The 12,915-nt window shown below is 33.5% G+C and carries 12 protein-coding genes; 7 read left to right on the top strand and 5 right to left on the bottom strand.

The genetic code is table 11. From position 1 onward, the window contains the following. Positions 1-89: 89 nt before the first annotated feature. Together ppk1 and BBG48_RS00920 are read right to left on the bottom strand one after the other, a co-directional pair. Positions 90-2,366 (bottom strand): polyphosphate kinase 1, encoded by a 2,277-nt coding sequence (ppk1, locus tag BBG48_RS00915; RefSeq protein WP_068911703.1) that lies wholly within the window; start codon positions 2,364-2,366, stop codon positions 90-92. A 63-nt stretch (positions 2,367-2,429) separates the two neighbouring features. After that, entirely contained in the window at positions 2,430-3,329 is a 900-nt protein-coding gene (locus BBG48_RS00920) for a Ppx/GppA phosphatase family protein (RefSeq protein WP_068911704.1), read from the bottom strand. Positions 3,330-3,521: 192 nt separating this feature from the next. Between BBG48_RS00920 and BBG48_RS00925 the strand changes: the two genes are divergently transcribed. Beyond that, positions 3,522-4,085 (top strand): biotin transporter BioY, encoded by a 564-nt coding sequence (locus tag BBG48_RS00925; RefSeq protein ID WP_068911706.1) that lies wholly within the window; start codon positions 3,522-3,524, stop codon positions 4,083-4,085. Positions 4,086-4,137: 52 nt separating this feature from the next. On the opposite strand, the gene BBG48_RS00930 is transcribed toward BBG48_RS00925, so the two are convergent. Genes BBG48_RS00930 through mtnK form a run of 3 tightly spaced genes read right to left on the bottom strand, consistent with a single transcriptional unit; the run spans position 4,138 to position 7,042 of the window. Then, positions 4,138-4,806 (bottom strand): ribonuclease H1 domain-containing protein, encoded by a 669-nt coding sequence (locus tag BBG48_RS00930; protein WP_068911707.1) that lies wholly within the window; start codon positions 4,804-4,806, stop codon positions 4,138-4,140. 8 nt (positions 4,807-4,814) lie between these two features. Beyond that, entirely contained in the window at positions 4,815-5,873 is a 1,059-nt protein-coding gene (locus tag BBG48_RS00935; protein ID WP_068911709.1) for a s-methyl-5-thioribose-1-phosphate isomerase, read from the bottom strand. A 23-nt stretch (positions 5,874-5,896) separates the two neighbouring features. Then, positions 5,897-7,042: an S-methyl-5-thioribose kinase gene (gene mtnK, locus BBG48_RS00940; RefSeq protein WP_068911711.1), complete on the bottom strand. Its 1,146-nt coding sequence runs from the start codon at positions 7,040-7,042 to the stop codon at positions 5,897-5,899. Positions 7,043-7,334: 292 nt separating this feature from the next. Between mtnK and BBG48_RS00945 the strand changes: the two genes are divergently transcribed. From BBG48_RS00945 to selD, 6 genes are all read left to right on the top strand, one after another. Further along, positions 7,335-8,105, top strand: coding sequence for a LamB/YcsF family protein (locus tag BBG48_RS00945; RefSeq protein ID WP_068911713.1), 771 nt, complete (start codon positions 7,335-7,337; stop codon positions 8,103-8,105). Positions 8,106-8,114: 9 nt separating this feature from the next. Beyond that, on the top strand, positions 8,115-9,320 hold the full coding sequence (locus BBG48_RS00950) for an NRAMP family divalent metal transporter (RefSeq protein WP_068911715.1): 1,206 nt from the start codon (positions 8,115-8,117) through the stop codon (positions 9,318-9,320). Positions 9,321-9,332: 12 nt separating this feature from the next. Continuing rightward, positions 9,333-10,064, top strand: coding sequence for a 5-oxoprolinase subunit PxpB (gene pxpB / locus BBG48_RS00955; protein ID WP_068911716.1), 732 nt, complete (start codon positions 9,333-9,335; stop codon positions 10,062-10,064). A 2-nt stretch (positions 10,065-10,066) separates the two neighbouring features. After that, positions 10,067-11,176 carry a 5-oxoprolinase subunit C family protein gene (locus BBG48_RS00960; protein ID WP_068911718.1) on the top strand — a complete coding sequence of 370 codons (1,110 nt, stop codon included), beginning with the start codon at positions 10,067-10,069 and terminating at the stop codon, positions 11,174-11,176. A gap of 227 nt (positions 11,177-11,403) precedes the next feature. After that, positions 11,404-11,634 carry a hypothetical protein gene (locus tag BBG48_RS00965; protein ID WP_068911720.1) on the top strand — a complete coding sequence of 77 codons (231 nt, stop codon included), beginning with the start codon at positions 11,404-11,406 and terminating at the stop codon, positions 11,632-11,634. Between the two features lie 202 nt (positions 11,635-11,836). Then, entirely contained in the window at positions 11,837-12,883 is a 1,047-nt protein-coding gene (gene selD / locus BBG48_RS00970; protein WP_094754335.1) for a selenide, water dikinase SelD, read from the top strand. Positions 12,884-12,915: the final 32 nt, after the last annotated feature.

The raw sequence follows: 12,915 nt of genomic DNA on the forward strand, positions 1-12,915 counted from the left end.
GCCTAAGGTGAAAAGCACCCTAAATATATTATACTTTTAATTAGAAAATAATATTAGTTACGGGTTCAAATTCAGTCTATTTTTTATTTTTATCTAAACAAATCTTTTATTTTTTCAATCAGGGTTTTCTTTTGTTCGTCTTTTTCTGTTTGGGTATTGGTTTGCTCTTTGATTTGTTCATAATTTTGACTGTTTTTTGCCGGTTGTTTACGTTCTTTGCTGTTTGCCAATTCTTCTTCTTTTAGCAGTTTTTCCTGATTTTTTTGTGCAATTTTTTGTTCTTCTTGATGTCTCAAGGTTTTTTCATAATCTTTTTGTAATGCACTTTTTTCATTGGCTCTGAGCATATAGGTTTCTTGCATTGACAGTGGTTCTTTATCACTTTGTATTGGCTGATAGTCTCCGTTTTGGTCTATATACTTAGCATCTATATTATCTGCAAGCTGTGTGAGTAGATAGGTTTCTAATTTTGCTTTTATTTCTTTATCATAGATTGGGCAGGCTATTTCTATCCTTTTTTGTGTATTTCTTGTCATCAGGTCTGCTGATGAAATGTAGATTTTCATTTCATCGCCTTCGCCAAATATGTAGACTCTTGAATGTTCCAAAAATCTACCTACTATTGATACTACTCTCACATTTTCTGTATAGTCTTTCACTCCCGGTTTTATGCAGCAAATGCCTCTTATAATCATTTTTATGTCTACGCCTGCATTTGATGCTGCTGATAATTTTTGTATCAGGTCTATATCTGTAAATGAATTCATTTTGAAAAGTAGTCTGCCTTTTGAGCCTTTTGCTATTTGTTCATCTATTAAATCTGATATGGTTGACTTAAATGTGGATGGAGACTGCAACAAATGTGTATAGTTTCCGTTTGCTATGCCCATATTCATGTTGTTAAAGAAATTCAGTGCATCTTTTCCTATTTCCATATTTGATGTGATAAATGAAAAATCTGTATATAATCTTGAGGTTATTTCGTTATAATTTCCTGTACCAATTTGGGTTATATATTTTATTTCATCGTTTTTTTTGTAGGAAATCATACATATTTTTGAATGTATTTTATATTCTTCAAATCCGTAAATAATATTGCAGCCTGCGTCATAGAGTATTTCGGAGTAGTTTATATTATTTTCTTCATCAAATCTTGCCTTTAGCTCCATACATACGGTTACATCTATGCCATTTTCGGCAGCGTTGCATAGGTGCTGCACCAGCTTAGAATTTTTTGCCAATCTATATATTGTAATTTTTATAGCTATTACATTTCGATTATTTGATGCCTCTTTGATTAAATTTAAAAATACGTTTATGTCTTCATAAGGATATGCTAAGAGTACATCTTTTTTTTCTATTAGGCTAAAATAGGATTTTGTAGTCTCCGGTGGATAAGGATTGTATTGATTAAATTTTTTGTAGGTAATTCTTTCCAAAGTTTCTCTATCCAGCTTATCTTTTATTCTGTTTACAAATGACATATCCATAGGTGAGCTAAAGGTAAATATTCTATTTTTTTCTATGTCTAATTCTTTTAATAAGATTTTTTCTATACCTTGCGAAAGAGGTCTGTTGGTCTCAATTCTGACTGCTTTAAGTCTTTGACGCTGTTTTATTATCTCTTTCATGTATTTTTTATAATCGTCAAATTCATCCTTTATGTAATCTCTATCCACATAATCAAAGTTCCTTGTGACTGATACTGTGCAATAGCTTGACACTGTATAGCCTCTAAATACTTCTGCACCGTAGTGCTCTATTAGCTCATCTACAAATAGAAATTTTATTTCTCCATGGCTTGGAAAAACTACTATTTGATTTAGTTCATCAGCTATTGGTATAATACCAACGATATTTTTGCCTGCTTTACTTGCATTTAAATCAAAAAAGACATATTTTCTCAGATTGCTTAAAAATGGGAACGGGTGCGATTTATTTACTACTAGAGGAGACAAAAGTGGCTGCACCATATTTTTGAAGTAATCTTCAGCATATTTTTTTTCTAATTCATCAAGATTTTTGATTTCCAGTTTTATTATTCCGTAGGCTCTAAGCTCTTGCATTACTTTTTTGTATAGCTTATCTTTACCTGCATATATAGCTGGAAGTGATGCCATCACTGCGTCTAGTTGTTCTTTTACATTCATGCCTGTACGAGCGTCAACGACATCTTTTTTCATATTTTGCAGGTCTGCAAGTGAGCCTACTCTTATCATAAAAAATTCATCTAAATTAGTGGTGAATATTTTTATAAAATTCAATTTTTCAAAAGGCGGCATATATGTTTTCTCCGCCTTATTTAAAACTCTTTCGTTGAATTTTAGCCATGACAGCTCTCTGTTTTGCATATAATCTTTACTCATTTTTTCTCCTCAGGTATAAATTTGAATTTTGATTATATCACAATTCTTGCATCATATTTCGTATTACAAAAGTCCTTCGTTTCTGAGCTTTTCAAATACAATGCCTTCTCTTAAACCAGTTTCGCTTACTATTACTTTTTTTGCATCTAGGCTTTTTGATAGTTGATTAAATATCGTCATGCCGGGGATAAGTGTGTGGATACGCTCCGGTTTAACCTGTAGCACCATCTTTATTGCAGCTGCATCTTGGGCAAGCAGTGACGTGTATAAATTGTCTGCATCAATTGTATTAAAATGTGCACTATCTTTCATTCCATAAAGTTCTTGTGATACGTTGCCTATGGCTCTTATTGTGCCTCCTATGCCTACTATTACCTCTGTATTTCCATTTACTCCGGCGTCTTTTAGTTCTTTTTTTACTGCTTTTTGTATATCTTTTATTTCATCGTCTGTCGGGAAAATGCCTTTTACATATTGGTCATACAAGGACAATGAACCGTGTCCAAGGTTAAACATTTCTACTATTTTTTTATTTTCAAATCTGATTATTTCTGTACTACCTCCGCCAATATCCACTGTAAAGCCATGGTCTATATCGATGCTTTCAAGTATACCGTTAAATCCAAGTCTTGCCTCATCCTTTTGGTCAAGTATCTCTATATCTATGTCTAGCATTTCTTTTACATAGCTCAATACTTCTTGAGTATTTTTTATATTTCTAAGCGATGCTGTTGCAAATACAATTATTTTTTCGTGCTTTACATTATTTATAATTTTACTTAATGATTTAAGAACTCTAATTAATTTTAGTATTCCCTTATATGACAGTGTATTGTCTTGTATATAGCTTACCAAGCCGGCTGTGTTTTTTTTGCCAAAAAGCAGTTTCAGCTCACCCTTTTCATAAGTATATATATTTAACCTTATTGTATTTGAGCCAATATCTATTACACCAACATTCATTTTTACCCCTTTTGTTTATTATATATTATTACAAGATATTATTACAAGATATTATTACAAGTTTTTACTAAAGTTTCACAATTTTTATAATAAATGTAAACTTATATAAAAAATAGTAGACAATTTTATTTTTTCATTGTATACTTCTGTATGTGATTGTTTTACATTTATTTTTATTATATAGGTGATTACATGGAAACTACATTTGAAAAAAAGAAATACAAAACTAAAGATTTACTTTTATGTGCTATTTTTGCAGCTTTAATTTGTATAGGTGCTTACATAACTATACCTCTGCCACTAGTGCCAATAACTATGCAATGGTTTTTTGTAGCAATTACCGGTATGCTACTTGGTGCTAAAAGAGGTGCTGTGAGTACACTACTTTACATGATTATGGGTCTAATCGGTATGCCGGTATTTTCCGGTGGCAAAGGTGGAATAGGTACAGTTTTCTCTCCTAACTTCGGTTATATTTATGGATTTGTAATTTCAGCTCTTGTCATAGGCTTAATAATGCAAAAAAGCAAAAAAACTGTTTTGACTTATTCTATAGCTGGTCTAATTGGCTTGGCAATTACTTATGGTCTTGGTTTTATACATCTTTATATTTTTATGACAGTATTTGCCGGTAAAACTGTAGTGCTATTTGACTTATTTAAATCTGCTGTGCTTGTATTCTTGCCAAAAGATGCTCTATGCACCATACTTTGTGCCTTAGTTGCAGTTAGAATACCAAAAAATTTATTAGATTAATTTTAATTTATATACCCACTAAAAGCTCAAAATAGGCTTACATTTTAATTAATTATAATTTAATTCCAAGAGCCTCTTTGGCTAACTTATCTGCTATCTCATTATATTTCACTTTCGTATGCGACTTGACCTTGCAAAAATGCACTGTCAAGTCTTTTTTTATGCTGTCATAAAATTTTTTGTAGCCTTGGGTAAGGTGATTGTTTGTCTTCCAATCCCCCACTGCCCAGCTTTCAATGCCCATGTAGTCAAAATATATATATAATTCTTTTATACCAAGCTCCAATGCTTTTTTCATCACATACATTGAGGCACTTACTTCACCTGCCACGTTTCTCATGGACGATACTGATTTATCATCAGATGTTATAGAAAAGGTCTGTTTGTCTTTATTTGTAAAATAAATTCCTGCATAGGCAAAAGACTTGCTACTGTCATCATAACTGCCATCTATATAGGCTATCATTGTAAATTCATCTTGTATTTGTGAATATACTTCTTCATCAGAGTTATGGTAATTTTTTTCGTCTGTGGAATTGTTTTTCAAAGAATTTGATGAGCTGTCATTTCCACGATTTAAAAACTCCTCAGCCTCTTCTTTTGTCAAAAAACTTTTATATATAGCGTTTTTATAGCCTATAACACTTTTTTTACATTCATCCCACGTCAAAAATATCCCTGTGGTTCTTCCCTGCCTTACTGCATAATATTTTTTAGGCATAATTCTCCTTAATAAAATCTTTTAGTTTCTGTTTTAAAATATTCGTCCAAATTATTTGGCTTAAATACACCCTTTTCTGTTACTATTGCTTTTATAAGCTCCGGCGGCGTTATATCAAATGACGGATAAATAGCTGAAACTTTATCTAGCGTGTGCATTATCCCATTTGCACTTTTTACCTCATCGGGGTCTCTCATTTCTATTTTTATGTCGTCAAAGCCCTCTTTATCCTTGTCAGGTATACCAGTCACATAATATGGCACGTCAAAAGCATCGCACAAAAGTGCTATTTGATATGTGCCTATTTTATTTGCAATATACCCTTTTTTGGTTATAGTGTCCGCCGCAGAGGTGAATAAATTTATTTTTTCATTTTTCATTAAATAAGCTATCATATTGTCTGTTACAACAGTTGTATCAAACCCCATCTGATAAATGCAGGTAGCTGTGAGCCTTGCTCCTTGAAAGTATGGTCTTGTCTCAGCGGTAAAGACTTTTACTGTTTTATTTTGCTTTTTCAAATTTCTAAAAAGTGTGCCTATAATTGTCTCTCCAAAGCACTGGGTTAAGATTTTGTCACCGTCATTTACTATATCTGCAAGATTTTTGCCTACTATATCCATTGTTTTATATCTTCTGTTTAATGATAAAATAGTGTCCTTGGCTATTTCTTGGTCTGCTTTTTTACCCTCTTGTAAGGCGGTCTCCCACACCTTGATTGCATTTTGTGTGATTTGCTCCATTCTGTTTGCTGTGGTAGGTCTTGCATGACTTATGGTGTAAGATGCGTCATTCATAAATTCTTTTTGCTGTTCGTAGGATAACTCTTTACATTCATAGGCGGCTAGTGCCATGCCATAGGCTGCCGCCGTATATGGTCCTGCACTTTGGGTGACCATATCTTTTATTGCCTGAGCCACTTGCTTGTGGCTTTTACATTTTACAAAATTTATTTCTCTTGGATAAATTCGTCTGTCTAGTATATTTACCTCTCCGTTTTCATAGTTTGCCACATTCTCAAAACGCAGCATAAACGGCATATCGTAGTCCATATTTTTAGTTTCCATTTTTACTCCTAATTTTTATACATTTATTCTACTGCAAAAGCATATTTTTTTGTTAAAAGCTCTACTCCTACTTTAACCAGCTTTCTTTGAAATTTGGTTTTTTCTTTCATATTCTCCAGTCCGGTGAGTTCCACGACTTTACTGTCTCCAACTGACCTTCTAGTCATTTCCATTCCTGCATATTTTAAGCCATCTTTCATTATATTTTTTACATATTTCTTTTTAAATTTAGCTGTATACATTGGTATAGTTTGATTGTTTAAAAGAGCTTTATAAAGTCTTTGCGGCAATTCGTCCACAATTTTTTCCACTACTTCTCCCAAATAATTTACCATTTCATCATTATTTTTCAGCATATTATATAGGTAAGAAATGTATAAATTGCCAATTACGCAGCCCAAATCATAGCCTATAGGTCCATAAAAGGCAAACTCTGAGTCAATAACCTTTATCCCGCTTTCATTTACAAAAATTGAGCCTGTGTGTAAATCTCCATGGATTAAACTTTGGGGAAAATTCATGAATTTTTCTCTCATAATTGCCGCATTATACAAGACTTTTTCGTTTTTGCATAATGTATTTTCTACGAAATCTTCATTTCCTTTATATACAATATTCCTGTTTTTATAATTGTAATATGGTTCTGTCATCACCAAGTCCTCTGTTATATCGCACATATCAACATTGGTGAATTTCTTTATTTCTTCTTTTCTTTGCTTAGCGTCCATATATATGCTGGTTGTAGAAAAATAATTTTTTTCAAAATACTTGATTATTTCTTCAGCTAAATTTTCATAAATTTCATTATTTATCAAACAATATCTTAGATTTTTATAATCCGAAATATCTTCCATGGCTATGACGTTCATAATTTCATCAAAAAAATAAATTTCCGGAGACATTTTGCTTAAATTGTAAATATTTTTTAGTGCCTCATATTCTATATTCGTTCTAGCCTTGTCCAAAGCTCTACCCGATGACCTTAGAGTTTCTGTGCCTTGTTTTAAAATTACCGACTTATCGTCTGATTTTACCCTATAGACGTAGTTTATGTTGCCATCTCCAATTTCTTCGCAATCTAAGTCTTTACCTTCAAAAAAACTACCAAGCTTTTCTTTTGCATAGTCAATAGCTAGTTTTGCGTTCAATAGTACATAGTCATCAAACATTTTTGCCCTCACTTGTAATTTAATATTTAAAAATTTTTTCTAAGTAAAAATTTAAAATCCAAATTATAATTATTCTTTTTTCAATTATATTCACTAAATGATATTTTTTCAAGGACTATTGAATTCTAGGCGTTAATATGATATATTCTAAGAAAATAATTTTCAGATATCGTTTTCATTAAAAACTAAATATTTTATTTGTAATACATACCTTTGATACACTATATCAAAAATTATTTTGATATTTGTATATATATTTTGCATTCATTTTTATCACTACTAGGGGGTTATTATGAACAAAACTGTTGATTTAAACTCTGATTTAGGAGAAGGCTTTGGTAGTTACAAGCTAGGTCTTGATGAAGACATCATCAAACACGTTACAAGTGCTAATATTGCTTGTGGCTGGCACGCCGGAGACCCACTCATCATGCAAAAAACAATTAAAAATTGTATTGCAAACGGTGTAGGTGTCGGTGCTCATCCTTCTTATCCTGATTTATTGGGATTTGGCAGAAGAAAAATGGATATTACTCCAAGTGAGGCTGGAGCATATATCTTGTATCAAATTGGAGCTCTTGAGGCTTTCGCAAAAGAGCAAGGAACAACTTTGCAGCATTTCAAACTGCATGGTGCTTTTTACAACACTGTGTCTGCTGACCCAAAATTAGCTGAGGCTGTTGTAAATACAATTTTGAATTATAACAAGGAGCTTATTATTATGGCTCTTAGCGGCAGCTACATAGCAAAGCTTGCAAAACAAAATGGTCTTAGAGTGGCTCAAGAGGTATTTGCTGACAGAGCCTACAATGAAGATGGCTCTTTAGTAAATCGTAAGCTTGACGGTGCAGTTATTCATGATGAAAATGAAGCAATTGCTAGAACTAAAAAGATGGTTATGGAGGGCAAGGTTACAACTATAGACGGTAAGGAAATAGATATTGTAGCTGACTCTATCTGTGTCCATGGAGACAATCCTGAGGCTATTAATTTTGTAATAAAGATTAGAAAAGCTCTTGAGGATGAAGGCATAAAACTAACAAGCATCAAAAACTTTTTATAGGAGACTAATATGGAAAACGAAAAGAAAAAATCCGACCTGTCCGTTTTATTAGGTGCTGCATTCTTAATGGCTACATCTGCTATTGGACCGGGATTTCTTACTCAGACAGCTAAATTTACTTCTGAGCTTGGTCCAACAATGGGATTTGTTATATTAATCTCAGTAGTTATGTCATGGGTTGCTCAACAAAATGTATGGAGAATAATTTGTGTATCTAAAATGAAGGGGCAAGATATAGCAAATACTGTTTTACCCGGACTTGGACACTTTGTAGCAATTTTAGTTGCACTTGGAGGACTTGCATTTAATATCGGTAACATTGGTGGTGCAGGTCTTGGTATGAATGTTATATTTGGTATAGATGCTAAAATAGGTGCTGCTATATCTGCAATTATAGCTATTGCTATATTTGCATCAAAATCCGCAGGTAAAGCTATGGATAAATTAACTCAGATACTTGGTGCTTTAATGATAATAGTTATATTAGTTGTAGTGTTTATTTCTCAGCCTCCGGTTGGTGAAGCAGTATATAGAACTTTTGTTCCTGATCATTTTCCAGTGCTTGCAATAGTAACACTTGTTGGAGGTACTGTTGGTGGATATATCACATTTTCAGGTGGACATAGATTGTTAGATGCCGGAGTATCAGGAGAAGAAAATCTTGGCAAGGTTACCCGCTCTGCTACAACCGGTATGGGTGTTGCAACTATAGTCAGAATATTATTCTTCTTAGCCGTACTGGGAGTTGTTTCAAAAGGTATGCAGCTAGACCCTAAAAACCCTCCTGCCTCTGCTTTCCAATTGGCAGCCGGTACTATGGGTTATAAGTTCTTTGGTATTGTCCTTTTAGCAGCAGCAATTTCTTCAGTAGTAGGTGCTGCTTACACATCTGTTTCTTTCTTGACAAGTATGTCAAAAGCTGTCAAAGAACGTCAAAACTTATTTGTAATAGCGTTTATAACTGTTTCAACATTAATATTCATATTTATTGGTAATCCAGTAAAATTGTTAATAGTTGCAGGTTCATTAAACGGATTAATTTTACCTATAACCTTGGGTGCTATGCTACTTGCATCTAGAAATAAAAAAATTGTCGGAGATTACAAGCATCCTACTTTCTTATTAATACTTGGCGTAATAGTAGTTGTAGTTGTTGCTTATCTAGGAATTAAATCACTTTCCGGATTATCCAAATTATTTGTACCGGCAAAATAAAAAGGAGAACTTATGTATACTGAAGTTAAATATCTCCCAGCAGGTGACAGAGCCTTAGTCATGGAATTTGCAAATGAAATAGATCCTGCTGTAAACCAAAAAATTAGAGCCAGCATCAAGGCTGTAGAAAAAAGCTCTATTTCAGGTATCCAAGAAATGATACCAACCTATAGGTCTGTATTAATAATATACAACCCACTGCAAATAAAATTTGCTCAGCTGGTTGAGTCCTTAAAAAAAATACAAAGCTCAATCGGCAATGAAAAAGAAGAAACATGCATAGTTTTTGAAATACCTACAGTGTATGGTGGAGAGTATGGCCCTGATATTAATTTTGTAGCAGAGCATAATAATATAAGTGTAGAAGAAGTCATAGACATACACACATCCAAAGACTATCTCATATATATGCTGGGCTTTACCCCAGGTTTCACCTACCTTGGCGGTATGAGCGACAAAATCGAAACCCCAAGACTTGCCACTCCTAGAACAGCAATCCCTGCCGGCTCTACCGGTATAGCGGGTAAACAAACCGGTATATACCCTATACAAAGTCCGGGAGGCTGGCAATTAATAGGCAGAACCCCTGTCAAGCTATACAATCCTTACAACGAACCTCCTGTATTTATGCACGCAGGCGACTATATAAGATTTAAAAAAATAAATGAAAAAGATTTTGAAGAAATATCTAGAGAAGTAGAAAAAGGCAGTTATAAAATAGTTTCAAAAAAGGTAGGTGAGTAAAAATGTCTATAAAAATTACAAACCCAGGTATGCAAACAACACTACAAGATGCCGGCAGATGGGGTTACCAAAATGTCGGTATGACAGTTGCAGGAGCTATGGACCTTTTTGCTCTAAGATGTGCCAACATTTTAGTAGGTAATGACCAAAATGAAGCCTGCCTAGAAGTCTTGATGATGGGACCTACTATAGAATTTGACGAAGACGAAACTATTGCTGTAACCGGTGGTAATTTGTCACCAATGCTAAATGGTCAGCCAATAAATAACTGGGAATCCATAGAAGTAAAAAAAAGTGATAAATTATCTTTCAAGGGTAAAAAATCCGGACTAAGATGCTATATCGCCTTTAGTAAAACTATAGACGTACCCGTTATTATGGGAAGTAAATCTACTTTCTTGAGAGGTAACCTAGGTGGATTTGAAGGCAGAAAGCTTGCCAAAGGCGACGAATTAAAGTTAGGCAGCAAAGCTCAAGCAAAAGCAGGCAAAAAAATCGATGAAAAATATATACCTACCTATAAAAAAGAAGATACTATAAGATTTGTATTCGGACCACAAGACGATGCCTTTACCGATGAGGCAAAAGAAACTATCCAAAAAAATCCATATGCAATTACAGCAGAATCAGATAGAATGGGATATAGACTTGATGGCGAAAAAATAACCCACAAGGACTCCGCTGACATAATCTCAGACGGTATAGTCTTTGGCTCTATCCAAGTACCAAGCCATGGTAGCCCAATTGTCATGATGGGTGACAGACAAACAACCGGCGGTTATACAAAAATAGGTACAGTCATTACACCTGACCTTTCAATACTTGCACAAATGGACCCCGGTTGTAAAGTGCAGTTCAAGGCGATTTCAGTAGAAGAAGCTCAAAAAATTTATGAAGAATATGAAACTGCATTTGAACAGATAAAAAACAGCTTAGTAGAAGTTGCTCAGCCTGTCGATGCTCAGCCATCTCATGCAGAGTCTGAAAAAGCATCTCCAGTATCAGCACCAAAGGTAAATGCTCCTGCAACAAATGTGAAATTTGGAGAAAATTCATATACAACAAGCTTTAATGGTACTACTTACAATATCACTGTTAAACAAGTTTTTTAATTAAATTTTTAATTTAATTATATTTTTATTAACGTCTTAAATAATTTACACGTTTAGAGAGCGATAGCAATTTCACTTCCTAGACAAAAATCAAACCCCCGAAAAATATCTTCGTGGGTTTGATTTTTTATAATTTCTCTTTTTTAAAAAATATTTTAAAACACTAACAAATACTCACTAAAACACCGAAAATATCAAAGATAAAAATTTTCTTAAAAGACATTAAAATGAGCGAAATAGATAAAGCATCAAAATCAATAGAAAAAGAAAATCAGCTAGTTACAAGCGTAATAGAAAACCTATCGGCAATAGCACAAGAAAATGCGGCAACTACACAGCAAGCAAGTGCATCAGTAGATACACAGGTACAGTCAATAGCAGATATATCATCAGCAAGTGAAAACCTATCACAAATCTCTATGGTACTAAATGAAGAAGTATCTAAGTTTATGCTATAGGATTAAATAGCTTACATTGAAAATTTAAAACTAAAAAACCTCCTTTGCTAAACAGTAAGGGAGATTTTTTAGTTTAATTTTATATAAGTAATATTCTATTTTTACTTTCAAATAAACTCTAAGTGTTGTATAATAAATAAATATGTTTACTTTAGTTTAATAACTATTTTATATACGCAATACGCAATTTTTTTTGGAGGATTTGTTGGACAATAATATAAAACTTACACAATATTCCCAAACAGCCGGATGTGCTGCCAAAATTTCTCCACTGGATTTAGCACAAGCTTTACAGAATCTAAAAAAAATCCCAAATGAAAATCTTTTGGTAGGATTTGATACCTCCGATGACGCAGCAGTCTATAAAATAAATGATGAAACTGCAATAATACAGACCTTAGATTTTTTCACTCCTGTAGTAGATGACCCATATACCTTTGGACAAATAGCTGCTACAAACGCTTTATCAGATATATACGCTATGGGTGGAAAACCTGTGTTGGCACTTAACATTGTAGCATTCCCTACTTGCATAGGTTTTGACATACTTGGAGAAATTTTAAAAGGCGGGCAGGATAAAGTCATAGAATCCGGTGCAACTTTAGTCGGTGGGCACTCAATAGTAGACAGCGAGCCGAAATATGGTCTGTCTGTAACCGGCATATGCCATCCAAATTATATATGCAAAAATAATGCAGTAGAAGAAGGAGATTTATTAGTATTAACCAAGCCACTTGGCATAGGTATAATAAATACCGCAATAAAAGGCGGACTCGCCACAAAAGAGCAAACCGAAAATGTTACAAGGATAATGACCCATTTAAATTCATATCCACAAGAAATGATTAAAACCTGCGAAATAAAAGCTATGACAGATGTAACCGGATTTTCTTTAATGGGACATCTTAGCGAAATGGTCAATGGCTCAAATCTAAGTGCTGAAATTAAAATCGGAGACATTCCCTTCATAAAAGACTCACTTGATTATGCAAAAATGGGTATTATACCAGCTGGAGCATATAAAAACAGAGAGTTTTGTATCGACAAAATAGCTTATGAAAAAAGCCTTGGAGCAATGCCGGAATTCGATGTTATTTTTGACCCTCAGACCTCCGGCGGCTTATTAATAGCTGTAAAACAAAAACATTTAGATAGCTTGCTGTCATATCTTAAAGAAACTGCACTTACCAGCTCAATAATCGGACAAATTACAAAAAGAAAAGAAAAAAATATAATATTAATAATGTAACTTTATTTTAGGTTTAATGCCTTATATTTAAT

The organism is Criibacterium bergeronii, from assembly GCF_001693775.2.
GTDB classification, from domain to species: domain Bacteria; phylum Bacillota; class Clostridia; order Peptostreptococcales; family Filifactoraceae; genus Peptoanaerobacter; species Peptoanaerobacter bergeronii.